This is a genomic window from Mucilaginibacter sp. 14171R-50, assembly GCF_010093045.1.
Taxonomy (GTDB): Bacteria; Bacteroidota; Bacteroidia; order Sphingobacteriales; family Sphingobacteriaceae; genus Mucilaginibacter.
Genome location: NZ_CP048115.1, coordinates 2569138 through 2594038 on the forward strand (window position 1 = coordinate 2569138; position 24901 = coordinate 2594038).

The 24901-nt window shown below is 46.1% G+C and carries 23 protein-coding genes; 14 read left to right on the forward strand and 9 right to left on the reverse strand.

Annotation, left to right across the window (positions count from 1 at the left end; genetic code table 11):
* Nucleotides 1-157: 157 nt before the first annotated feature.
* On the forward strand, nucleotides 158-595 hold the full coding sequence (locus tag GWR56_RS11895; RefSeq protein ID WP_162431457.1) for a hypothetical protein: 438 nt from the start codon (nucleotides 158-160) through the stop codon (nucleotides 593-595).
* Nucleotides 596-666: 71 nt separating this feature from the next.
* Here GWR56_RS11895 and GWR56_RS11900 read toward each other — a convergent pair whose 3' ends face one another.
* The gene (locus GWR56_RS11900) at nucleotides 667-3687 is read right to left on the reverse strand and encodes a DUF2723 domain-containing protein (protein WP_162431458.1); all 3021 of its coding nucleotides are present in this window, start codon (nucleotides 3685-3687) and stop codon (nucleotides 667-669) included.
* A gap of 265 nt (nucleotides 3688-3952) precedes the next feature.
* Here GWR56_RS11900 and GWR56_RS11905 point away from each other — a divergent pair, with 265 nt between their 5' ends.
* The 7 genes from GWR56_RS11905 to GWR56_RS11935 all read left to right on the forward strand — a co-directional run bounded on the left by GWR56_RS11905 (nucleotide 3953) and on the right by GWR56_RS11935 (nucleotide 11682).
* Nucleotides 3953-5605, forward strand: coding sequence for a gliding motility protein RemB (locus GWR56_RS11905; RefSeq protein WP_238395223.1), 1653 nt, complete (start codon nucleotides 3953-3955; stop codon nucleotides 5603-5605).
* 258 nt (nucleotides 5606-5863) lie between these two features.
* A complete protein-coding gene (locus GWR56_RS11910; protein ID WP_162431459.1) occupies nucleotides 5864-7114 on the forward strand; it encodes a DUF2130 domain-containing protein in 1251 nt (416 codons plus the stop codon).
* 224 nt (nucleotides 7115-7338) lie between these two features.
* Nucleotides 7339-8403 (forward strand): M20 family metallo-hydrolase, encoded by a 1065-nt coding sequence (locus tag GWR56_RS11915; protein WP_162431460.1) that lies wholly within the window; start codon nucleotides 7339-7341, stop codon nucleotides 8401-8403.
* Nucleotides 8404-9104: 701 nt separating this feature from the next.
* Entirely contained in the window at nucleotides 9105-10439 is a 1335-nt protein-coding gene (argH, locus tag GWR56_RS11920; RefSeq protein ID WP_162431461.1) for an argininosuccinate lyase, read from the forward strand.
* Between the two features lie 8 nt (nucleotides 10440-10447).
* Nucleotides 10448-10705 (forward strand): hypothetical protein, encoded by a 258-nt coding sequence (locus tag GWR56_RS11925; protein ID WP_162431462.1) that lies wholly within the window; start codon nucleotides 10448-10450, stop codon nucleotides 10703-10705.
* A 7-nt stretch (nucleotides 10706-10712) separates the two neighbouring features.
* Nucleotides 10713-10913, forward strand: coding sequence for a YwbE family protein (locus GWR56_RS11930; RefSeq protein WP_162431463.1), 201 nt, complete (start codon nucleotides 10713-10715; stop codon nucleotides 10911-10913).
* Between the two features lie 46 nt (nucleotides 10914-10959).
* Nucleotides 10960-11682, forward strand: coding sequence for a DUF1345 domain-containing protein (locus GWR56_RS11935; protein ID WP_238395224.1), 723 nt, complete (start codon nucleotides 10960-10962; stop codon nucleotides 11680-11682).
* Nucleotides 11683-11791: 109 nt separating this feature from the next.
* Here the strand turns inward: GWR56_RS11935 and GWR56_RS11940 are convergent, their stop codons facing one another.
* On the reverse strand, nucleotides 11792-13096 hold the full coding sequence (locus GWR56_RS11940) for an MFS transporter (RefSeq protein ID WP_162431464.1): 1305 nt from the start codon (nucleotides 13094-13096) through the stop codon (nucleotides 11792-11794).
* A 95-nt stretch (nucleotides 13097-13191) separates the two neighbouring features.
* Between GWR56_RS11940 and GWR56_RS11945 the strand changes: the two genes are divergently transcribed.
* Together GWR56_RS11945 and GWR56_RS11950 are read left to right on the forward strand one after the other, a co-directional pair.
* Complete coding sequence (locus tag GWR56_RS11945) at nucleotides 13192-14478, forward strand: DUF2851 family protein (RefSeq protein WP_162431465.1); 1287 nt, start codon at nucleotides 13192-13194, stop codon at nucleotides 14476-14478.
* A 1-nt stretch (nucleotide 14479) separates the two neighbouring features.
* Complete coding sequence (locus GWR56_RS11950; RefSeq protein ID WP_162431466.1) at nucleotides 14480-14701, forward strand: PspC domain-containing protein; 222 nt, start codon at nucleotides 14480-14482, stop codon at nucleotides 14699-14701.
* A gap of 147 nt (nucleotides 14702-14848) precedes the next feature.
* Here GWR56_RS11950 and GWR56_RS11955 read toward each other — a convergent pair whose 3' ends face one another.
* From GWR56_RS11955 to GWR56_RS11965, 3 genes are all read right to left on the reverse strand, one after another.
* Nucleotides 14849-15766, reverse strand: a complete 918-nt coding sequence (locus tag GWR56_RS11955) for a DUF72 domain-containing protein (protein ID WP_162431467.1) — start codon at nucleotides 15764-15766, stop codon at nucleotides 14849-14851.
* 141 nt (nucleotides 15767-15907) lie between these two features.
* The gene (locus GWR56_RS11960; protein ID WP_162431468.1) at nucleotides 15908-16669 is read right to left on the reverse strand and encodes an SDR family oxidoreductase; all 762 of its coding nucleotides are present in this window, start codon (nucleotides 16667-16669) and stop codon (nucleotides 15908-15910) included.
* Between the two features lie 215 nt (nucleotides 16670-16884).
* Nucleotides 16885-17277, reverse strand: a complete 393-nt coding sequence (locus GWR56_RS11965; RefSeq protein ID WP_162431469.1) for an AraC family transcriptional regulator — start codon at nucleotides 17275-17277, stop codon at nucleotides 16885-16887.
* 137 nt (nucleotides 17278-17414) lie between these two features.
* On the opposite strand from GWR56_RS11965, the gene GWR56_RS11970 reads away from it, so the two are divergent.
* Genes GWR56_RS11970 through GWR56_RS11980 form a run of 3 tightly spaced genes read left to right on the forward strand, consistent with a single transcriptional unit; the run spans nucleotide 17415 to nucleotide 19210 of the window.
* Complete coding sequence (locus tag GWR56_RS11970) at nucleotides 17415-17807, forward strand: hypothetical protein (RefSeq protein ID WP_162431470.1); 393 nt, start codon at nucleotides 17415-17417, stop codon at nucleotides 17805-17807.
* Nucleotides 17808-17809: 2 nt separating this feature from the next.
* Complete coding sequence (locus GWR56_RS11975; protein WP_162431471.1) at nucleotides 17810-18964, forward strand: hypothetical protein; 1155 nt, start codon at nucleotides 17810-17812, stop codon at nucleotides 18962-18964.
* A 51-nt stretch (nucleotides 18965-19015) separates the two neighbouring features.
* Nucleotides 19016-19210: a hypothetical protein gene (locus GWR56_RS11980; RefSeq protein ID WP_162431472.1), complete on the forward strand. Its 195-nt coding sequence runs from the start codon at nucleotides 19016-19018 to the stop codon at nucleotides 19208-19210.
* A gap of 461 nt (nucleotides 19211-19671) precedes the next feature.
* On the opposite strand, the gene GWR56_RS11985 is transcribed toward GWR56_RS11980, so the two are convergent.
* From GWR56_RS11985 to GWR56_RS12000, 4 genes are read right to left on the reverse strand one after another with little or no spacing between them, the layout of a single operon-like run.
* Nucleotides 19672-21288 carry an amidase gene (locus GWR56_RS11985; protein WP_162431473.1) on the reverse strand — a complete coding sequence of 539 codons (1617 nt, stop codon included), beginning with the start codon at nucleotides 21286-21288 and terminating at the stop codon, nucleotides 19672-19674.
* Nucleotides 21289-21341: 53 nt separating this feature from the next.
* Entirely contained in the window at nucleotides 21342-21857 is a 516-nt protein-coding gene (locus GWR56_RS11990) for a hypothetical protein (RefSeq protein ID WP_162431474.1), read from the reverse strand.
* Between the two features lie 13 nt (nucleotides 21858-21870).
* Nucleotides 21871-22374, reverse strand: a complete 504-nt coding sequence (locus tag GWR56_RS11995; RefSeq protein ID WP_162431475.1) for a hypothetical protein — start codon at nucleotides 22372-22374, stop codon at nucleotides 21871-21873.
* The gene (locus tag GWR56_RS12000; protein ID WP_162431476.1) at nucleotides 22371-23657 is read right to left on the reverse strand and encodes an ectonucleotide pyrophosphatase/phosphodiesterase; all 1287 of its coding nucleotides are present in this window, start codon (nucleotides 23655-23657) and stop codon (nucleotides 22371-22373) included. Before GWR56_RS12000 ends, GWR56_RS11995 begins: the two co-directional genes overlap by 4 nt.
* A gap of 231 nt (nucleotides 23658-23888) precedes the next feature.
* Between GWR56_RS12000 and GWR56_RS12005 the strand changes: the two genes are divergently transcribed.
* Nucleotides 23889-24860, forward strand: coding sequence for a glycoside hydrolase family 5 protein (locus GWR56_RS12005; RefSeq protein WP_162431477.1), 972 nt, complete (start codon nucleotides 23889-23891; stop codon nucleotides 24858-24860).
* Nucleotides 24861-24901: the final 41 nt, after the last annotated feature.

Below are 24901 nucleotides of genomic sequence, written 5' to 3' on the forward strand. Positions count from 1 at the left end.
AGTGAATTATCCTAATGCGGCGCATGGCCGGGACTTACCCCTTACCACGCCAAATGAAAGATTTCCCGATTAATTAAAAAGAAATAAATTTAAAAATATTCGGTATAATTGTAACAAACGCGGTTAATAATTATCCAAAACCAACAAACTAAAAATAATGAAATTAAAATTAATTACAGCAGTGGCAGCAACGGTGGTGCTATCCGCTTTTACTATTGTATCAACGTCTGAAAAGGATTTGGTTGGTTCATGGAAGATCGACGACTCGAATATAGAGGGCACGGTTAACAAGGTTATCAAAAAAGCTGTTGAAGCCAACCCCGACGCGGAAGACCAGATCAATGCTCAAAAGGATGCTATTGCCAGCATGGTGAAAGCAGTAAGGCTGAACATCAAGGCAGATCATACTTATGAGTCGGTTTCCCCGCAGGGTGCAAAGCCGGGCAAATGGGCTTTAACTGATAATGGCAAAACGCTTGAATTTACAAAACAGGACGGCAGCATTCGTAAAGACGCCATAATCGAATCGTCGGCAACCCGCCTTAAAATGGTTAACGGCGATCTGGCCGATACTTTAGTTTACGTTCACCCGTAATTTTAAAATTTTCCAAAAAAAAGCGCCCTGCCGGTATTTACCGGCAGGGCGCTTTTGCTTTACAAAGCATGTTATGGTTGTCCCATTATCGGTGCAAACTTGGTAGCGTAATCTTTTACCTGTGCCTGCAACTTGTTGCTGAGCGCGGTTTCTTTAGCCGTTTCCGAATATTCGGACATGCCGTTTAATACCTGCATCCCTATTTGTACGTCGCGGGCGTTTACGCTGTTGGCGTCGTCTTTTAACAGGTGATAATTGTAATCAAGCTGATCAACCAAAAACTTATCAATACTGGTTATGAACTTATTGCCAAGTTTATGATCGCCTAACTCGTAAGCTATTTTTGCCAAAAACATTTTGCGGGCGGTAACATCAATATAAGGGTAAAGGTCTTCAGGCAATTCATCGTCGCATTTGTGCAGTACTTTAAGCGCCATATCCGGGTGGCCTTCTTTTACCAGGTTTTCGGCAAGGTCTAAAAAGGTAGTCAGCAGCACCGGGTAAAACATATTGGTGGATTCGTGATCAAGATATTTTGCTGTTTTAAACTTGCCGTATTTAAACTTGTTCATCATGTTATCGTACATCACCAGGCTGTTGGTTTTGCTGAGCTGGTCGTGGTTGGCGGTATCGGCCTTTAGTGGCAGCAAGCGATAGGTGAACCCTTCCTTATACAGGTATGGCTGCAGGCCAATAAGGTTGCTGTTGCCAATAGTTGTGGTAAAACATATCGGCCTTTTCCAGTTGTTATGTGCCAAAATATCAAGCAAGGCCAAATTATCCTTAGTAACATAATTTGATGTGTATTTCCACTCGATAGTGCCGGCCAGCTGATCTTTTTGCGCCGGCGTTATTACTTTGTTTTTCATCACATCATCAGGGTTAACGGTGATCTTAAAGTTTTTGGTAGGCAGGTAATTGATCATTTCGCCGCCCTGGCTCTGCGCCATTACGTTTTTATCATCTGATGTCAGAAAATCAAACACATCCTTTAGTTCAACAGGCCCTGCAATTTTGGCGTCGTTGTAATAAATAACATCGCGAACGCCATCTTTATATTTATCATAAGGCATGGTTATCGGCAGCGGTTCCGACTGGTTCATTTTCTTTTGCATCTGGCGTATATACCAATCGCCGCTAAACAAACTCAGGTTAACAATGCGTACGTCAGGGCGTATGCCTTCCACTTCCTGGTCGTACCATAACGAGTAGGTGTCATTATCGCCGTATGTAAACAAAATAGCGTTTGGCGGGCAGGATATCAGGTAGTTATAGGCCATATCGTGCGCTGTCATTTTGGTAGAACGGTCGTGCCCCGGCCACTCCTTAACGGCCATGAGTACGGGTGCCGCCAGCAAACAAATACCGGTAGCGATATACGCAGATGCGCGGACGTTAACCTTACGGCTGATGCCATCGGCAATGGCAATAACCGCCAGGCCTATCCAAATGGCAAAGGCGTAGAACGAGCCCACGTACGAGTAATCGCGCTCACGCGGTTGTACCGAAGGCTGGTTTACGTAAAGCACAACCGCCAGGCCGGTAAAAAACCACAGCAACCCGATAATAAGCGCGTCTTTCTTTTTACGCTCTACCTGGTAAACCAGGCCTATCATGCCCAATATAAACGGCAGGGCGTACAAGGGTGTGTAAGTAGGGCTATTTACTACCGACTTAGGCAAATGCCTGCCGCCATCAAAGATACCGCTGGTCCAGTTACCGTCAATGCTTTCCGTGCTTTGCTGGCCATCCTGATCATTATACCGCCCTACAAAGTTCCATAAAAAGTACCGGAAATACATTTGGTACACCTGCCAGCTGGCCATCCATTTGATATTGTCAATAAAATTCGGCGCCTGCCCTTCGGGCAATTGCAGCCAGCCGCGATAAAACTGTACGTCACCGGCGTCGGTACTATACATGCGCGGCAATATGGTGGTGTGGTCGTACTGGTAATTGGCCCGTTTACCCGCAACTTCGTATTTATCCTTCCCTTTGCGGTAAATGGTGCTGCCATCGGTCTGGCCGGTTATCTGCGCGTCGAAATACGGGCCGGTAAGCAGCGGGTTTTCGCCGTATTGGATACGGTTAAGATAGCCATATAAGGTAAAGGCGTTATCAGGGTGGGAGTTATTAAGGTTGGTATTGGCCGTTGCCCTGATGGGTATATAAGCAAACGAACCATACCCGAAATAAATGAAAGCAATACACAAGAACGCCAGGTTTAGCGTTGGCTTATTTTTACGGATGCTGTAAACAATACCCGCCACAATACATCCTATCAGTAATACAAAAAAGAACAACGCCCCGCTGCCGAAACCCAGGCCCAGGCTGTTCACAAAGAACAAGTCGAAAAAGGCGGCGAATTTGATGGTATAACCCCGTATGCCGTATTGCACAAACCCAAGTATGGCAATACTTACCAGGAAAGCCAAAAACGCGCTGCGTACCGTAATATTTTTGTATCTGCGAAAATAATATACCAGTGCAATTGCGGGGATGGTTAACAGGTTTAACAGGTGTATGCCGATAGAAAGCCCCATAACATAGGCTATAAAAACCAGCCACTTATCAGTGCCCGGTTCGTCGGCGTGGGCATCCCATTTTAGTATTGCCCAGAAAACGATAGATATGCACAGCTGCGATAAAGCAAAAACGATGGTTTCGACAGCCGAGAACCAAAATGTATCGGTAAAGGTAAAGGCCAGCGCGCCAACCAGGCCGGCGCCCATAATAACGGTGGTTTGTGCATCGCCAAAGTTGCGTTTGCCGTTGGTCAGCAGCTTTTTGGCCATAGCTGTTATGGTCCAGAATAAAAACATTACCGCTGCGCCGCTTGCAATAGCCGAGCCCATGTTGGTAAAGTAGGGCACTTTAGTATTATCGCCGAATGATAGCAGCGAGAAAACTTTGCCCAGCATGGCAAACATGGGGTAGCCGGGCTGGTGCGATACCTGCAGCCTGTATGCGCACGAAATAAATTCTCCGCAATCCCAAAAACTTACTGATGGCTCTAACGTTAAGATGTAGGTTGCTGAAGCTATAACAAAGCAAAGCCAGCCAAAAAGGTTATTTATTTTATTGTATTGCATCCTTAAATGGTATAATTAAGCGCGGCAAATATCAGTATTTTTTGCAGCTTGATAATGCTATACCAAGCCGGTATATATAAATTTAACAGAAATTAACTGTTCAGGGGGTTTATTGGTTCATTAGTTCAATGGTTCATTGGTGTAAATTGGATAGCTATTTGAGCTTTAAAGTTTAAAGTTTAGAGTTTAGAATTTAGAGTTTAGAATTTAACATAGGATTTTTAACGTTTTAGAATTTAAATAAATAACAGTTATTTTGTTGTGTATGCAAAAAAACTATACAAGGCTGGCAGGTAAAATAGTTTTACTACTGTGCGTTACCACTTTATCAGTAACGATAGGTAAAGCGCAATCTGTTTATTTGCCGCAATCGTATCAGTTATATCAAAAGTTTAATGCCGATATATACTCAAAGGGCAGCCGCATGCACACTGCATTGCGCCCGTTTTTAATAGACAGCACGCTGAATGAAAGGTACGGGCAACTGTTGGACCGCGGTGTTGATACCACCCGCAAAAACTGGTTTTCGCGTAAGTTGTTTAACGAGCACTTGATAGATGTTAAAACCAAAGAATACACCTTTTACGGTGATATACTTTTAGAGAGCACCTTTGGTAAAGACTTTAACGACGAATCTACCGATCCAATCAATTTTAAACCTGTAGGGTTTGGCCCAAACTCCCGGATCGGCTTAAATACGCGCGGGTTTCAGTTTGGCGGCACAGTAGGTACAAAATTTTCGTTCTACACCAGCGGCTACGAAAACCAGGCCTCGTTCCCGGATTATTATACTGATTATGTAAAGCTTACCGGCTTTGTTCCCGGGCAGGCTTATGACCGTGCCCCGTCAAAAAGCTACCGCGATTATTCGTACGCTACCGCCATATTATCATACACACCTATAAAACAGCTTAATATTACTTTAGGGCTGGATAAAACCTTTATTGGCGACGGTTACCGCTCTATCTTGCTATCAGATTATAGCGCCCCCATGCCCTTGTTACGTTTAACCGCAAATGTTGGCAACATACAGTACATGATGATGTGGACCTACATGCAGGATATCAATGTGCCCCAGTTTGACAGCTTTGGCGGCAACCGCCGTAAATGGGGCCTGTTTCACTACCTCGACTGGAATGTAAGCAAAAGCCTGTCGTTCGGCTTCTTTAATGCTTATATAGTGCCCGAGGCTGATGACCAGGGCAACCGCCGAGGCTTCGACGTTAACTTTATAAACCCTGTAATTTTCGCGAGTGGCCTGGGGCCATCGTCGCAGCCGGGCAATGCTTTGGTAGGGTTTACCGGCAAGTATAAGATATTTGACAAAACAGCCCTTTACGGCCAGTTGCTGATAGACCGCTTTAAAGCCAGGAGCTTTTTCAAAAATAACACTACCGACAACACAAACGGTGTGCAGCTGGGTATACGCGGCGCGGATATTTTTGGCGTAAAAGACCTTAACTACCTGGTAGAATACAATGCCGTTAAACCTTACACCGGTTTCAGCAATCAGGTTATCAGTTCCTATTCTTACTACAGCCAGCCGCTTGGAGATCCCTTTGGGGCCAATTTCAGGGAAGTTACAGGCATCATGAACTATTCGATAGGCCGGTTTGATATCCAGGGGCAATTGCTGTACGCCAAATATGGCACCGACGGGCTGAACGAAAATAACGGCAGGGATATCATGAAACCTTTCCCGGCGACACCGGCTAACACCACCATAGGGCAGGGCATAGCCAGTAACTTATATTACGCAGAAGGCACCGTATCGTTCCTGATCAACCCTAAATACAACATGCGTTTAGAGCTTGGCGGCATATATCGCCAGGAAAAAAGTGATCTTGCCAATAAAAAGGCCGCGGTAATTACTTTTGGTCTGCGCAGCAGCTTCCGTAATTTATACCACGATTTTTAAATAAGTTTTCAAAATGGAGCGACGCGATACTTTGCGTCTTTGTTCTCCAGAGCAGTTTTAGAATTTATATCACGATTTTGAAGTTCCCGCCCAGATAAATTCCTCCCCTGGGAGGGTGCGGTTGACAGTGTAGTGGCAGGGAGGGGTTTAGCCGCGTTGTTAAACCCCCTCCCTACACCCTCCCGTTGGGAGGGAATCGCACAAACCCTCGCTCATTTCTTTTCCAAAACCCCTATCTTTGATGTTCTATTTTAAATTATGGCTACAGAAGTTAAGTGCCCAAGCTGCGGACATGGTTTCCCTATTGAGGAAGTTATGGCCGAGGAATATAAACAACAGCTAAGGCTGAAAATGCAGGATTATACCCGCCAAAAAGAGGAGGAATTTCAGAAGAAGGAGTCGGAATTTTTCGCGCGCGAAAAAAAGCAGCAGGAAGCTTTTGAACAGCGCCTTGCCGGCGAAAAGAAGGCCCTGCAGTTAACGCTTGAAGAGAACCTGCGCAAATCCATCGCTTCGGATTTCGAGAACCAGTTGCTGATGCTCCAGAACTCGGTTAACGCCAGTGCCGAAAAGTTGAAGGAATCGCGCCAGAAAGAGCTTGAATTTTTACAGCGCGAGCAGTCCCTTAAACAAAAGGAAGAAGAAATGGAGATTGCCCTGCAGCGCAAACTGCAGGAGCAGCGCGCCGAACTGAGCGAGCAGATACGTAAACAGGAAAACGAAAAGCACAATATAAAAGATACCGAATACCAATTGAAGCTTAAGGAGCTGGAAAAGCAGTTGGAGGATCAGAAAAAGCTTGCCGACGAGATGAAGCGTAAAGCCGAGCAGGGGTCGATGCAATTGCAGGGCGAGGTGCAGGAACTGATACTGGAAGAGCAGCTGCGCAGTTATTTCCCGTTTGATGTGATCGCCGAGGTAGGCAAGGGCGTGCGCGGGGCCGATTGTGTTCAGATAGTGCGTAACCAGTTTGGGCAGGAGTGCGGCCGTATCATTTATGAAAGCAAACGTACCACTGCCTTTGGCGGCGATTGGATAGATAAACTGAAAAAGGATATGCGCGCGCAGGGGATTGATGTTGCCGTTATTGTAACCCAATGTTACCCTAAAGGGATGGATTGCTTTGGCGAAAAGGATGGTGTATGGATATGCAGCTTTGACGAGGTGAAGGCGGTATCGTACATCCTGCGCGATGGGGTGATCAAGCTGGCCAACATGGCAAAGGCGCAGGATAATAAGGGCGATAAAATGCACCTGCTGTACGATTACCTCACCAGCAGTGAATTTTCTGAGCAGTGGAAAGCCATCCGCGAAGGGTACATGAGCATGCGCCTGTCTATACAGAAAGAACGCGACGCGATGGAAAAGCTTTGGAAGGCCCGCGAAAAACAACTGGAAAAAGTACTGCTGAACGCGGCCCATATCAAAGGCTCGATCGAGGGTATTGCCGGCAACGATGTGATACAATTAAGTTTAGATGATGAGGATGAGCCATTACTGTTAGAATGATCGTTTAACGCGTATTTAAACTATTAATTTTCATTAAAAACGCGGTTTTTTACACTTGTCTAAAAATTAAATATCTGATTACCAAGTGTTCACGTATGTTCACGATGTTCACGTGCGCCGAACGTGAACACTTTTTGAGGCGTTAACCAATTGCACCCGTTACCTACTTTCGCCAAAAAACCATTACTTTTACCGTTTCAACATCGGGAATATTCCCGCTACATATGGCCGATATAACCACATTGTCGCAAGTGGCTTTACAGCTGCTGCAGCAACTCATTTCTATACCATCGTTCAGCAAAGAAGAAGACCGCACCGCCGACCTGATAGACCAGGTTTTGCAGCAGCATGGCGTTGAAACGCACCGTAAAAAAAATAATATTTGGGCGTACAACAAATATTATAATGCTGCTAAACCCACCATCCTGCTCAACTCGCACCACGATACCGTGAAACCCAACAGTGGCTACACCCGCGACCCATACGACGCCAAAATAGAAGACGATAAATTATATGGCCTGGGCAGTAACGACGCCGGCGGCTGCCTGGTATCGCTAATTGCTGTATTTCTGTATTACTTTGAGCAGGAAAATTTAAAATACAATTTTTGCTTAGCTGCTACTGCCGAAGAAGAGATCTCGGGCGTTAACGGACTGGAACTGATCATCCCTGAACTTGGCCCGCTTGATTTTGGCATTGTTGGCGAACCTACACTAATGCACCTGGCCATTGCCGAACGCGGCCTGATGGTATTGGATTGCACTGCCCACGGCAAAGCCGGCCACGCCGCCCGTGAGGAAGGCGAAAACGCCATTTATAAGGCGCTTGCTGATATAGAATGGTTCCGCAGCTATAAATTTCCGAAGGAATCGGAACTGTTTGGGCCGGTAAAAATGTCGGTGACTATTATCAACGCCGGTTCGCAGCATAATGTGGTGCCGGCAAGCTGTACTTTTACGGTTGATGTAAGGGTAACCGATGCCTACCGGAATGAGGAGGTGCTGGAGATCATCCGCCAGCATGTAAGCTGCGACGTAAAACCGCGTAGCATCCGCCTAAAACCGTCATCAATAGATAAGAACCACCCATTTGTATTGGCGGGCGTGGCATTAGGCCGTAAAACATACGGCTCGCCCACCACATCAGACCAAGCTTTGCTGGATATTTCGTCCATTAAAATAGGTCCCGGTGACTCGGCCCGTTCCCACATGGCCGATGAATTTATCTATGTGGATGAAATTAGCGAAGGGATTGAGATGTATATTGAAATGCTGAACGGGATAGTTTAGCTAAATATTACGGCAGCCGCGGCATAAAGCTTTGGGTATTATAAAAAAACTAATAATGCTGCTTCACCAACATCCTTTTTAATATTCCGCCAACAATATTTATCAGGAATAAAATTTGAGTTATAACGGCGGTGAGTATTAAGACCCAATAAGTCATGTATATGTTAAAAACCGGTCGGGTCGCATTTAATTCATTCATGGAATATCGCCTGGGGGCTCCATTTAAAAAGCCTTTAAACAGAAGCATAGCCATAAATAGGACTGCAAATACAATTGTAGTTAGCACATGGATCCAAATAAGTTTTTTTGACAGCAAAAAACGATTGCTAAGTAAATATATGAGCCACACCAAAACCAAATAAACGGTAAACATACCGGCGGCGAAATTAGCAGTAAACACGATGTATGTATCGTGGAGATTGATGTCAAGACTTTCCTTAAATGGTATCAGGGTAATGATGAAAAACAAGAAGGCAAATATGCTGAGCAGCTCAAACGGCCTTTGTTTTATTTGCAGGAATGACGATCTCATGCTCATTTGATAAAGATAAAAAACTCTGAGTATTTGTTTAACTGCATTTTATTGAAAGAACGGTTACCCACCGCGCTCTTGACATAAAGGCACGTAAATTGGATAGCCGGCCGCATCGAGCCCCATATTTATTGCGCTCTACAAAACGCATTTAATTCTATATTTGTGCATGGCAAAATTATGGCAAAAAACCACTAACGTTGATAAGCTGGTAGAAACCTTTACCGTTGGCCGCGACCGCGAGCTGGACAGGCAAATGGCCGCTTTTGATGTGCTTGGCTCCCTTGCTCATACAAAAATGCTGGAATCCATCGGACTGATGGATGCTGCCGACCTGATGCTGGTGCAGCAGGAACTCAAAAACCTTTATATCGAGATTGAAAACAATAATTTTGAGATAGAACAGGATGTGGAGGATGTGCATTCGCAGGTAGAAATGCTGCTTACCCGCCGTATTGGAGAGGCCGGTAAAAAGATCCATAGCGGCCGCTCGCGTAACGACCAGGTGCTGGTTGACCTTAAGCTTTTCTTTCGCCACCAGTTACAGCAGGTGGTTGCCGAAACCGATACTTTATTTCGCCAGTTGATACAGCTGAGCGAACAACATAAAGATGTGCTTTTGCCGGGTTATACTCACTTGCAGGTGGCTATGCCGTCATCCTTTGGGCTGTGGTTTGGAGCTTACGCCGAGGGGTTGGTCGACGACCTGGAAATGGTTTTAGCCGCCTGGAAGATCACCAATAAAAACCCACTGGGCTCGGCCGCGGGGTACGGCTCATCGTTCCCGCTTAACCGCACGATGACCACCAAACTGCTTGGTTTTGAAAGCCTGAACCATAACGTAGTTTATGCGCAAATGGGTCGTGGCAAAACCGAACGGGTTATAGCGCAGGCTTTATCGTCAATAGCGGCAACATTGGCTAAAATGGCTATGGACCAGTGCCTGTACCTGAGCCAGAACTTTGCGTTTGTAAGCTATCCCGAAAACCTTACCACCGGCAGCAGCATTATGCCGCACAAAAAAAACCCTGATGTTTGGGAGATCATGCGTGGTAAATGTAACCGCCTGCAGGCCCTGCCCAATGATGTGGCCATGATGACCACCAACCTGCCATCGGGCTATCATCGCGAATTGCAATTGCTTAAAGAGTTATTGTTCCCGGCGTTTACTGACCTGATAGACTGCCTGCAAATGGCAACCTTTATGCTGCAAAACATCAGCGTAAACAAAAATATATTGGACGACCCTAAGTATGCTTACCTGTTCAGCGTGGAAGAGGTAAATAAATCGGTACTAAATGGCACCCCATTCCGCGATGCATATAAGCAAATAGGGATGGATATTGAACAGGGCAACTTTAACCCTGAAAAAACGGTTAACCACACCCACGAAGGCAGCATCGGCAACCTGCAAAACCAGCAGATAACCGAAGCGATGGATAAAGTGATCGGTAGCTTCGACTTTAAAAAAGTTGAGGATGCCATTAGCTGGTTGGTGAAGTAATTACAGCTATGAAAATCGAAAAGGGCACTAAGGTTAAATTAAAGACTTTCTCTGGGGAGTTAACCCCAAAAAAGGGAACAGACCCTTCAAATAATTATTGGAAGCTTATCGGCGAAAAGGGGGAAGTGATAACGGATGAGCGCTATAATGAAAGAGTTTTAGTTTTATTTGAAAAGAACTTAGACCAATTTGGAGTTGCAAATCATAATCCAACTATTAATTCGCTTTGGATTTTGCCAGCCGATTTGGAGTTAGACACTAAATAAAATATTCATGAACGGTCAAAACCGAAGCGACATATATCCCGGATTGGAGGTTGATATCATCCTAAAAAAGGACCAGCGCAGCGGGAAGCTTACGCGCGGTGTGGTGAAAGATCTGCTTACCAGCGCCTCTTACCACTCGCGTGGTATAAAGGTGCGGCTGGAAGACGGGCAGGTGGGCCGTGTGGCAGAGATAGTAGAGGAAGATTAATTTAGTACATAGACCATAGTCGATGGTCCATAGTAAAACACATACCATGGTCTATCGACTATTGACCATAGACTACAATATGCAACGTGTAACCCAACCTGAAAAGAACCTGCTGCTTCGTCTTGACGTACATTACAGACTATACTTATCGCTGTTGATAGGGGCCTTAACTTTCTTTTTCGCCCGGCATAATCCATCAGTTCCTTCGGTTACCCTGATAACCTGGATAGCGGTCGCATTAAGCATTATTATATTGGATTGGATAACCATTTTGTTGGCGCACCCTAAGGATATCCGAAGAATAACCGATCTGCAGGACAGCAGCCGGGCGATGATATTTGTTTTTGTGATGACGGCGTCGCTGGTGAGTTTAATAGCTATTTACCTGTTACTAAAGTCAACAAAAGGAGAATCTGGCGATACGGTTACCGGCTACATTATATTGGCAATGGCGGCTGTGGTAGTTTCCTGGTGGATGGTGCACACGGTTTTTACCATGCGTTACGCTCATTTATATTATAATACCGATGATGGCAAAAAAACACCCTTAGGCGGCCTGGATTTTCCGGGCGACGACAAAGACCCGGACTACCTTGATTTTGTATATTTTTCTTTCGTAGTGGGTATGACCTTCCAGGTATCAGATGTGGAGATATCCTCAAAACAGATCCGCCGGTTGGCGTGGGGGCATGGCCTTATTTCCTTCGCGTTTAATACAGCTATTGTTGCTTTAAGCATTAACGTGATCTCCGGGCTGGTATCGAAATGATTTTTTATCTTTTGTCATCCTGGGCGATGGCGAAGGAATATCAGGGAGGACACATTTCGGCACGCAGCTGTTTCACTATCGTTCAGCATGACAACGCCATGGTAACCTGCTAATCCTGGTCTATCTTCGAGTGCTTCTTCGTATCGTTCATGGTAGTATAAACAACAAGGGATATAACGATACACCCGGTAACGTACCAGTAAAACCAATTTTCGTGGCCATGCTTTTTAAATTCCAAGGCCAGCCACTCGGCCGAGCCGCCAAAAAAGGAAACCGCTATGGCATACGGAAACCCAACCCCCAATGCCCGGATATGCGCAGGGAAAAGTTCGGCCTTAACTACAGCGTTAATAGCGGTATAATTACTTACAATAAGCAACGCCAGCATAATTAATGCAAAGGCTACCCAAAAGTTATGCGTTTGGCTTAGGTAAATAAATATGGGTACGGTGGTAACTGTACCTAAAACGCCAAATGTTTTCAGCATAGGTTTACGGCCTATCCTGTCGGATATATAACCATAAAGTGGCTGTATCAGCATAAAAACAAAAAGGGTTAGGCTGGATATAAGTGTAGCATCGTTCTTACTGAAACCGTTAGTGTTCACCAAAAACTTTTGCATGTAAGTGGTAAACGTGTAAAAGGCAACGGTACCCCCCATGGTAAGGCCAATAACGGTTAATACTGCTCGGGGATGTCCGGCCAGTGCTTTTAACGATCCGCGGGCATTTTTATAAGCATCGGCCTTTTTATCAAGCGCCACCGATTCCTGTAAACTGCGCCTTAAATACATCACTATGATGGCCAGCATAGCGCCAACAGCGAACGGGATGCGCCATCCCCAGGCATGCAGTTGCGCCTCAGTCAGGAAAATACGCTGCAGCAGTATCAATACGGCAAGTGCCAGTAGTTGCCCCATTATTAGGGTAACATATTGAAAGCTGGAATAAAATCCCCGGTCTTTTTTGGTGGCCATTTCGCTGAGGTAAGTAGCGCTGGTGCCGTACTCGCCGCCTACACTTAAGCCCTGTATAACGCGGGCCAGCACAAGCAGTATCGGCGCGGCGATGCCGATGTGTTCGTAATCGGGCGTAATGGCGATGATCAGCGAACCTGCGCTCATCAGTAAAACCGAAAAGGTCAGCGCAGTTTTACGTCCGCGTTTATCAGCAAAGGTGCCCATCAGCCAGCCACCTATGGGGCGCATTAAAAAGCCAATGGCAAATATCCCGGCGGTATTCAGCAATTGTACGGTAAGGTTCCCCTTTGGGAAGAACGAACCCGCAAAATAAAGCGAAAATGCGGAGTAAACGTACCAATCGTACCATTCAACTAGGTTGCCCAGCGAACCGCCCACTATTGACCATACGCGGGTTTGGGTAGTTTGCGGGAACGGGGTGGGATTGGTGTCCATGTGATTGGTTTTGGTGCAAGATAAAATTAATTATGGGTAAGATTTGACAACTTTTTAAAAGTTGTTAAATCTCGTTTTCTTAATTATCTTGCTTAATGCTTTTCACCGAAGACTTTTTACATTACGTTTGGAAGTTCCGCTTGTTCGATCGTATCGACCTGCGCACAACCGAGGGTGAGGAGTTAGAGGTGTATTCGTCGGGTTTGCATAATACCCATGCCGGGCCCGATTTTCAGAACGCCCGTATCCGTATAGGGCAAGCTACCTGGGCAGGTAACGCGGAACTGCACCTTTCCTCGTCAGACTGGCAACGCCATGGGCATACAACAGATAACGCCTACGATAATGTAATACTGCACGTGGTTTACCGCGATGATGAGCCGCTGTTTAGAGCCGATGGCCGTAAGGTGCCTACCCTTGAGCTTAAAGATCGTATATCGCCGGATTTATATAACCGGTATCACAATCTTGTTTTTGGTACGCAGACGGTTATCCCTTGCGAAGCAAGTATTGCCAGTGTGGATGGCCTTACCATGCAAAACTGGCTAACGCGAATATTGGTTGAGCGGCTGGAAAAACGTTCGGAGGCGGTTATTAGCGCGCTTGAAATAAACCGCGGCGACTGGGAGGAAACCTTTTACCAGTTCCTGGCCGCAAATTTCGGGTTTAAAACCAACGCCCTGCCATTTGAGTTGATGGCCAGATCGCTGCCGCAAAGTATCCTCGCCAAAAATAAAAATAACGCCATGCAGATAGAAGCCCTGATATTTGGGCAGGCAGGTTTTTTAACTGGAAATTTGGAGGACGAGTATCCGCGAAAGTTGAAACAGGAATACGAGTATTTGGCTAAAAAGTACACGCTGCGGCCCATAGAAAATCACCTTTGGAAGTTTTTAAGAATGCGTCCTCAAAACTTCCCCACCATCAGGCTGGCCCAGTTTGCCGCGTTGGTGGTAAAATCGAACCACCTGTTCTCAAAAGTGCTGGAAATAAAGGAAGTTAAAAACCTGCGCCAGCTGTTCACGGATATCGGCGTAAATCCATATTGGGAAACACACTACCGCTTTGATAAGGAATCGGCACCGGCAAGTAAAGGCCTGGGGGCAGCATCTATTGACACGATATTGCTGAACACCGTCGTATTGTTCTTGTTTAGCTATGGGCGGCACATGAAGTTGCAGCATTTTGTAAGCCGGGCACTAAAATTGCTTGAGAATTTACCTGCAGAGCAAAACAATATTACGGCAGATTTTGCTAACTTAGGGGTGAAAATTGATAATGCCTTTGAGTCGCAGGCGCTGCTGGAGTTAAAAAATACGTATTGCGATTATAAGAAATGCCTGCAATGCGGCGTTGGTATTAAAGTGTTAAGACCAAATTGATATGTTACAACGGATAATCACCTTTTTTGAGCGCTACTCGTTTGGGGTATGCACCTACCTGGGCGAGCGTTTTAATATTTCGATCAGCAAGATTAGGCTTTTCTTTATCTATTCGTCGTTTTTGGCGGTGGGATTCCCGCTGATATTTTATTTTTTCGCGGGCATAGTACTCGATATCCGGAACTACATCAAACGCAGCCGCACGCGCGCAGTAGACATGTGATCTCTTGAAAAAACTCGACTTTTTTCCGGTAAAATCTTAAAAAATTACAGCCTTTTATTGATAAAACGGCTGCATTTTTGACGCGAAGAATTTTCGATAAAAAATATGCCCGGTTCCTCGCGACGCAGTGAGCCGGTGAGCGACGATCTATCCAAACAAGCCCTTGTCCCGGTCAATAAATTGGGGGCGCTGCATTTGCATATCCAGCGTTTGGTTTAGCCTGTCAATTACGTAATCACATAGCTCGGGCGAGTAGCGCTCATCGTGCTGGTGCATAAAAAACCATACCGACTGCAAGCCCTGCTCTTTCCATTCGGCAATGCGTTCTGCCCATTCGTCGCAGCGGGCATAATCAGTAGGGTGCAGGCTGTTGCCCACAAAACGTATAAAGGCATGCGGCGTGGGTAGCATCATGTGCAGGCAATCGCGGCGGCCGCTGGCATCGGTTATTATAGAGCCTATTTTCAGCCGTTTAAAAAGGTTAAAAGCGGCATCGCGGTTTTCGGGTATGGCAAACCAGTCTTTGTGCCGCAGTTCAACAAATACAGGCACATCGGTGGGCAGCTGCTCCAGGTAGGCGGTTAGCTCCGGTAAGCTTTTGGGTGTAAAGTTATCGCTCAACTGCAAAAACAGCGGGCCAAGCTTATCGCCGAAGGCCATAACACCCTCGTAGTATTGGGTGGTAACTTCTTCAGCGTTTTTAAGCCTGCGGATGTGGCTGATGCTTTGCGAAAACTTGGGGCAAAATTTAAAATTTGGGTTTACATCGGCTTTTTGTTTCCATTTGGTGATGGTTTCGGGGCCGTATGTTTGATAAAAAGTTGCGTTAAGTTCAATGCAGTTAAAATGCTTTACGTATTCATCTAAAAAGTTGGCGTCTTTAGTTTTTGGCGGGTATATTTTGCCCACCCATTCCTTACGGCCCCATTTGGCACAGCCCACATGCACCTGCAGCGGCTGGCTTTTCTCAGCTGCGGCCAGGGTTTCGCGGGTAAAGGCCGGGTCGGGCGGCAGGGTAAAATCTACAAGAGGCAGTTCATGATCGGTTACGCGGCCAAATTCCATAATGATAATTTTTTGGTGAGCAAGTTAAGTATTAATATCATCGCCATAAATATTGGTTTAACAAAAAAACGGCCATCCAAATTGGTCGCCGTTTATGAATTAAAGCCCACTAATCTCTAATTAACTATCTCTGATCTCCGCTTACAGGAACATCCCGCCCGAAGCTTCGATCCTTTGCGCGTTTATCCAGCGGGCATCTTCGGTGCATAAAAACGCGATCACGCCGCCAATATCATCCGGCTGGCCGGGGCGCCCAAGCGCGGTAATTGAGGATATGAACTCGTGCATTTTAGGATGGCTTTCAAACGCCCTTTTGGTGAAATCGGTTTCAACTATGCCCGGCGCAACCAGGTTGGCGGCAATACCGCGGCTGCCCAGCTCCTTCGCCAGGTATTTGGTAAACACCTCTATAGCGCCTTTCATTGATGCATAAGCCGCGTAACCCGGTGTGGCAAACCGCGTAAGGCCGGTAGATAGGTTGATGATGCGCCCGCCATCGGCAATGGTGTTAAGCAGGGTTTGCGTTAAAAAGTAAACGCCTTTAAAGTGAACGTTAAACAGGTTGTCAAAATCCTCTTCGGTGGTTTTGGCAAACGGCGACGCGGCATCTATACCGGCGTTGTTTACCAAAAAATCAAAAGTGTCCCGGTTCCATTTTTGCTGCAGGGTATCGGTCAGCTGCTGCTTAAAGGCATCAAACGTTTTTATTGTTGATGTGTCAAGCTGCAGGGCAGCAGCGTTTTGTCCTGCCAGCGCTATCTGGTTCACTACCTCGTCCGCTTCCTCTTTTTTAGTGCGGTAGGTAATAATAACATCTATGCCTTTGCCGGCTATTTTTAACGCGGCGTTTTTGCCAAGGCCCCTGCTGCCGCCCGTTATCAGTGCAATTTTTTGTGTGCTCATTTTGTTGTGTGTTTTAATACATTACAAAGTTGCACCCAAAACGTTGCTAAAAAATGGTGACAGTTACAGAATAAATGGTGACAGTTACAGTATTTTCATAAGTAAGGTTAGAATACGTTAATTTCGGTGGAGCGATAACGACGTAGCCATCTTCGAAAGAAAAGTGAACGACAAGCGTATCGAAGATTGCCACGCTACGCTCGCAATGACGTTGTTTACAAATGCACCGGTTCAGACAACACCCGTTCCCGGTATTCTTTCGGCGTTACGCCTTCAAAGCGCTTGAAAAATTTGGTGAAGTTTGAAGCATCGAACGTAAGTTTAAAGGCTATTTGTTTTATGGGGATATTTTGTTGCAGCATAGTTTTGGCAAGGTCCATTATCCGGCTTTCAAAATACCAGCAGGGCGGTTTACCGGTGGTGAGCTTTATGGTATTGGTCAGGTGGGTAGGGTGTATGTGCAGCAGTTCGGCAAAATCCCTTATCTCCAGCATTTCGGTGGTGCGGTCATGCATAATATCATCCAAATGCTTATCAAGTTCCCGCACGTAGTCGGCAAATATTTCGTGCCGGCGGGCCAATATTTTCTTTGGGATGGGAGTTGGCATATGTAAAAGTAAGTATTTTATCAGCAATCAATAACGGGATGATAATAGGGGGAAAACACCCTGTTTTTTCAGTCCAGCAATCAGTAACTTTAGTATAACCTTAAACATATCAATTATCACATTTAATACTTCACAAAATGAGCACATATCAAACGGGAAGCGGCGCCGGGCAAATAAGCCTGGCTGCAGATATCACTACTGTAGGCCTGGCTGCTTCAAGGGCAATCACTATCGATCTTAACTCTCAGGAACCGGGCAAACCGGTAGCGCATTCTGATAATGCTACGGGTGATATAGCGCAGCATGAGATAGGACAGGCCGGGCAACTGCGCGGCCTTAGGGTTTCAATTGTTACCAAAGTAGAATTCTGGGGTAGCGCAGATCAACGCAAGGCGCAGTACGAAGCGCTATCTGCAACGTACACTTTAGATGGTGGCAGCGCAGGAGCAAAAACGTATAACGACCCCAAAATTACAGTGGACGAAGGTTACAATGTGGCAATACTTTCTAAAAATATTGATCTGATATAATCATGAAAAAATACCTGCTTACCTGCGTATTATTAACGGCTGCCTTAACGGTTTGCGCACAGGACGAAGGCATAAAGCTGAAAGATCTTGCTGTGCCAAATTCCCCGGCTTTTATACTTACCGATATTACGCCCACACTTGTACAAACGCCAAATACTCCAAAGAAATTTATATTGGGGGTTGCCCAGTCGTTTGGTAACTCATCTTCGGGTTTCCCTGATAACTACTCGGCAGAGTTTGCACCCTATTGGTTTCTAAACGGAAGCAAACAAAACGTGTATTCGGCACTTGGCCTGCAAACACGGGTAAATGATGAGGGGAAGCTTATCCCCGGATATAAAGAAGATGTTTTTTCGGGGTTGAAATTTACGAGCATATCCATCGCGTTTATTAATAAGGACCTGATACCCGACGGTACCGACCAGGCACACAAAGTATTTGCTATCGGCTTAAAAACAACTATCATAAAGGTGCAGCAGTCTGGCTCGGCAGGAAAAATGCTTAATAAAATAAAAAAATGGCATGCAGATGCCCTGACCGATATCGCGCAGTACCAGGACGCGCTGGCCCGCGATAAGCCACAATCATTTGTAGATAGCCTGGTAAAAGCCATTGCCCTACGAAAGGCTAACGATAGCCTTGACCTGTCTAAACAGATAAATGACTATATACAGGAGAAGCCAAAATTTTCATGGGATGTTGCCGGTGCGTACGCTACCTATGGCATAGGCGATGCCGACTGGCAGCCCGGCCGCAGCGGAGTATGGACAACCGTATCCACTTATTTACCACTGGCATCGGCCACAGGTGGGCCTTCAAAAAATTATTTTAATATGAATGTTTCGGCACGTTCGCTTTGGGATAATTATACCAAAAACGATGCGGGATTGATTGTTAAAAGCACAGCCTTTGACATTGGTGGTAAAGCCGGGCTCGATTTTGACGGGTTTTCGATAGGGGTGGAATCGTTATACCGCCATATTAATGGAAAGGCAGGTAACGAGAACAGAACCGTAGGTGTGCTAAGCTATAAAATTGCCGATAGTATATACCTCATGGGGGCGTTTGGCAAAAACTTCCAGTCGCAAAGCAAATCAATAGCTTTATTTGGTATAAACTGGGGCCTTGGCAACGAAAAGGTTGATATAAGTAAGTAAGTGAGTAAGTAAGTAAGGAGGTCGTAGAAGCACAGGTAGGTTTGTGCTTACATGAACGTTAGTCCGCTCATTGCCGCGGAGGGCTACTTCTTTTGTCTTGAAACAAAAGAAGCAAAAATTCAAGTCAGCAAAAAGGCTTCTTTGCCGCACAAGGCCATTACCCCGCAAACCGGGCAGAACCACGAGCTGGAAGCTTTTGCCTCGCGCTTCGCCGCACATATCCCTCGCTTCAGCAAAATTTCCTAATGCCCTTGCCACACACAACCCCCCTTTGTTCTGCCCGCTTTCGTCCGAAGCTGTTTTGCTGACGGGAATACACTCGCTCCCCTAACGTCATTGCGAGCGTAGCGTGGCAATCTTCGATAGAAAAGTGAGCCGCCAGGAAAAAGTACTGCCCTAACATCACCCAAAAATGCGGCATTGGCCTGTTCGGGTAGTACAGCAATTGATAAAGCACTAACTTTCACAGAGCAGGACGCAGCCGCGACTTTTCTTTGGTTACTTTCTTTTGAGAGAAAAGAAAGTAACATCCACTGACAATCACTGCAGCACAACAACTGTCTAACGAAGAACTGTATGACTGATACCTAATGAGCACCGATTCTCACATTTCACACCTTTTCACAGTGTTTACAGTAGTCAATGGTACACCGGTTGGCCAACATGGGTAACTCAGTACAAATTAACCCTTTAAAAAACTACGATAATTATACAAACAGGTCCGGTTTAAACTTTGGCGGTGTACGCTTCTTTGACGCCTGCTCATAAGCATGCGCAAGGCTTATTAATTTCCCTTCGCTCCAGGCGGTACCTACAAACGACAAGCCCATGGGCAGGTCGTGCCAGGCACCCATTGGTACCGTAATATGCGGGTAGCCCGCCATAGCAGCCGGGCCCGAAAATGAGAATCCGTTATCATAATCGCCATTGATCAGGTCGATGCATACGGCAAAGCCATTGGTAGGTGCTATCAGTGCATCCAGTTTGTTTTCCTGAAGCAAGCCGTCAATACCCTGCCTGCTGTATTTAGTGGTTTTGCCCACCGCGTCAAGGTATTCTTTGCTGTTCAGGTCGCCTTTTGTTTGGGCATATTCGGCCGTTTCCTGCTTAAAAAATGGCATGGCTTTATCCTCATTCTTCTTGTTGAAATCGATAACATCAGCCAAAGTCTCAACCTTTGAACCGGCTTTGCTTAAATACTTGTTAAGGCCATCTTTAAACTCATAAAGCAATACCGTAAATTCCGACCCTTCAATGGGTTTTAAACGGGTATCCAGGTCAACCTCTATAATTTCTGCGCCTTGTTTTTTCAGCGTGGCAATTGCCTCCTGAAGCAGCCTGTTTGTAGATGCAGGCAGCTTTTCAATTTTTACCAGCCCAAGCCGCTTGCCTTTTAAGCCATTAATATCAAGGTATCTGCTGTAATCTTTTTCGGGTTTGCTTTTAATAGTGGCGTCATCGGCCGTATCAATGCCGGTAAGCGCGCCCAGTAATATAGCCGCATCCTTTACGGTACGGGCCATGGGGCCGGCAGTATCCTGCGTTTTTGATATCGGTATGATGCCGCTGCGGCTCCATAAGCCTACGGTTGGCTTAATGCCTACCAGCCCGTTTACGGACGATGGCGAAACGATAGATCCATCAGTTTCTGTACCGATGGCTATTGCACAAAGGTTGGCCGCGGTTGCCGCGCCCGAACCGGCGCTTGAGCCACTCGGGTTCCTATCCAGTACGTAAGGATTTTTGGTTTGCAGGCCACGGCTGCTCCAGCCGCTGGTTGAGCGTGACGAGCGGAAATTCGCCCACTCGCTCAGGTTGGTCTTTCCTAACAGCACGGCGCCTGCTTCGCGCAGCTTATGTACAATAAAGGCATCCTGTTTGGCAAAATTATCGCTTAAAGCCAGCGAGCCGGCCGTGGTATGCATATTATCGCCGGTATCGATGTTGTCTTTTATCAGCACCGGGATGCCATGCAGCGGGCCGCGCAGTTTACCAGCCTTGCGTTCCCTGTCCATATTATCAGCCATGTCCTGCGCGCTTTTGTTCAGCTCTATCACCGAATTGATCTTCGGCCCCGCCTTATCTATAGCATCTATTCTTTTTAGGTACAGTTCAGTAATACTGCGCGAGGTGTGCGTGCCGTCGGCCATCTTTTTTTGCAGATCGGCGATGGCGGCTTCGTTCAGCTCAAAATCATCGTTAAAAGCATTATTTTCTGCCGGAGCTTGTGCCTTATCAGCAGGCTGACTGCATGATGCAGCGCCTATGGTGGCCAGGCCGATGCCCGCCAGGGCGCCTGATCGTAAAAAGTTTCTTCGTTGCATTGTTTAGTACCGTTTAACAGTACAATTAACAAAATAATTAGCTGGTTTTAAAGCTAATCTGCAAAGAACATCGGTTTACCCGACGATGGTATCACTAACTCGTCGTTATAATCGGGCAGTAGTTTATGTAAAACCTCGCCGGGCATATTCCCCACATCTATAAATGTCCAGCTTTTGCCTTTATCATCGCTGATAGCTAACAGGTACGACTGCGTAACGTAATGGCCGTTAAACATTTGTAGCGTAATGGTTTCGGGCAGCAGGCAATGTATCTGGGTGCCAGCATTGTAAAACGGTCCCGGTGAGCCTACCGAGCCGTTAAACTGCATAACACCTTGTTTTTTTAATCCGTCTATCCGCTCAATCATCAACTTTTGCATGGTTTCGCGGCCGCCGGATAGTTCAACCAGTTTTGGATAGGTAAGATCGATAACCGTTTTGTAATCGCCTTTGAAGGTAGCCTTGGCCAGCCTGTCGGCCTGCCTTTTAAGCAATGCCGTATCCTGCGCAACACCAGCAAACGGGATAATAAACAGCAAAATGCAGTATAGCTTATTAAAAAAGGACATCAGCATTAAACCATTACAGCATCACCGGCTGCGAAGGCTGTGGGATAATAAGGTTATTATTAAAGTTTGGGAACAGCTGTTTAACCGAATTGATGGTACGCTGGTTCATGTCCAAAAAGCTCCAGTTTTTGCCTCCATCGTTACTTATTGCCAATAAATTGCTGGTGGCTACCATCCGCCCTCTTGAAGTTTTCATGATAAGGTGCTCGGGTATCAGGCAATGTATCTCGGTGCCGGCTTTGTAAAATTTGCCCGGCGAGCCGATGGTTATTTTCTCGAACGAAAAACCCTGCGATTTCATCTGGTTAATGCCTGCCGACATTATTTTTAGCATTTGCTCTTTCCCGCCGCCCAATGTAACTGCTTTGGGGTAAGTGTTTGCAATAACAGTTTTAAAGTCGCTGTTAAGCAAAGCTTTGGCAACCACGTCCGCCTGCCGTTTAACCGTGGCAGCATCCTGCGCAAAAAGCGATACAGGTAAAATAAGCAGTAAGGCTATCCTGAAAATTAATTTCATTTGGTTTTTTTATGTTTTTTTCTGACCAGTACCTTGTTGGCCAGATCGTCTGTGCCATCAATTTTATCGGTGTGTTTGATGCCTAATATATTGCTTATTAAATTAAATACCGAAACATTTTTAAATGCTGGTATGATCAGGCGCTTTTTAAACGCGGGCCCCCAGGCATAAAAGCTTGCGTGCATGTCTTTAACAGCCGCAGGGTCGTACCCATGCCAGCCGGGGTTAATTTTTTTACTGTTCCAAAGGTTAAATACCTTGGGCACATGGGGGATAAGCAAAATATCGCCTATACGGTTATGCCAGTCATCGGCGGCGCCGTAATGTAAATGCGCTGGTATATTTGTTTTTAAGTACACTTCGTAATCCTTAGCCTCACGCTTTAGCGCGTTGTAAGTGCCATGAATGTCCTTATTGTTTTTGGCATAAAGCTCAACCAGGATACCATCCCCGGATATTACAAACTTTGAAGTATCAATAGCTGCCGGGATGCCGATGGGGTTTTGGTTATCAACCCTGGTCATTCCGTGGTCTGATACAAATACAAAATTTACGTCAAGCCCGGTGGTTTTAACGGCTTTTTGCAGCTCGTTCACTGCCGAATCTATAAATATTACTTCCTTTTCCGTCTCGGGCGATTCGGGCCCGTTGTGATGCGCTGCATGATCAACCTGCGGAAAGTAAAAGGTAATAAAATGCGGCCTGCTGGCGGGTGGAAGTTTCAGCCAGTTCACTACAGCTTTTATGCGGTTATTGATGTCTATCTTTTCGTTATATACATAGTAGTAGGTAGGTTGGATGCCTTTTATTACGGCCTCCGAAGCCACCCAGTAAAAGCTGGCCGACAACATTTTCTGCTGCTCGGCAAGCACCCAAAGCGGCGCGCCGCCGTACCAGCTGCCATCGGCAACCTTATCCTTTTTGCTCATGGAGTATCTCTCCTTACGTTCGCGGTCGTAAAAAGCATTGTTAACCAAACCCGAGTGGGAAGGGTACAGGCCACTAACAATGGCATAATGGTTTGGAAAAGTTACCGAGGGGTAAGATGGGATCATAGAGGTGGCGCTTACCCCTTCGCCCGCCAAGCGTAACAAGTTATTGGCGTGGTAGCGTTTGGCAAAATCGTACCTGAAACCATCAGCCGAGATCAATATTACATAGGGTTTCTTTTGTTGCCTGGTGGTGTTTTTGCGGTTTGGGATCACATGTTGAGTGGTATCCTGACAAAAAACTTTTGAGCCGATGACGAGCAGCGCAAGCAGCAAAAAACTATATTTCTTCATGTAGCTATTGATGGTCAAAAATAGGCAAATAAGGTTAAGATATGGCTATGTTAACGTTAATGTTGCAGATGGATACCCACCGGGTAGCCGGACTCACCCCGGCTTCGCTGCGCTGGCCGACCCTCTCTGCTGCGCAAAGAGGGTGCCTGCAATTCATCTATTTTTAACATAGTCTAACTGTTTTTTTGCAAAAGCATTGATAGGTTTATCTAAATATTTAATTTGTTGGGCATGAAGATGAAAGCTTTATTATTACTGGCCGCCCTTTTTGTAAGCGCCGGTGCTGTAGCGCAAACCCCTGTTGATTTGAACGGCGCTTTAACTGTAAAAGGGAACCAAATAGTTAATAAGAACGGCGTTCCACCGCAGCTAAGGGGTATCAGCCTATCGTGGAGTTTATGGGCCGGCAAAAAGTATTATAACCCCGCGGTGATAGACTGGCTTACATCTGATTTTAAAGCGACCATTATACGCGCATCAATGGGGGTGCAGCCCGATAGCGGTTACCTGCAGCAGCCCGCGGCTCAAAAGCAATTGATAACAGATGTGGTAGACGAAGCCATCAGGCAAGGAGTGTATGTACTGATAGACTGGCACGACCATAACGGGCACCTTCACATCCCGCAGTCAAAGGCCTTTTTTGCAGAAATGGCGCAAAAGTATAAAGGTGTGCCCAATGTGATCTACGAAATATGGAACGAACCGGCACGCATAAGCTGGGATACGGTAAAAGATTACGCTTTGCAGGTAGTTGCCGAGATACGTAAATACGACCCCGATAACCTGATTGTGGTGGGCAGCCCAAAGTGGGACCAGGATGTGGATGTAGCCGCCGCCAATCCGATAACAGGATTTAAAAACATTGCTTACTCTTTTCATTTTTATGCGAGCGACCCCAACCACCAGGATAGGCTGCGCGCCAAGGCCGATAAGGCTATTGCAATGGGCCTGCCGCTAGTTGTTACTGAGTGGGGCGTGGGCGAATCTGACGGGAATGGCAGGTTTGATATGGCCATGAATAAAAAGTGGATGGATTGGGTAGAAAAGAACCGGCTGAGCTGGGTAAACTGGAACATAACCGATAAACGTGAAACCACGGCGATACTGCAACCACACGCGCCCTCAACAGGCAACTGGACGGCAGGGCAGCTAACCCCGGCAGGCGTTTATATCCGCGAAAGGCTGCGAATGCTTAATAAGTAAAATTACTGTTGTAATTGCCTGCTAATGTGTTTTAACACTTA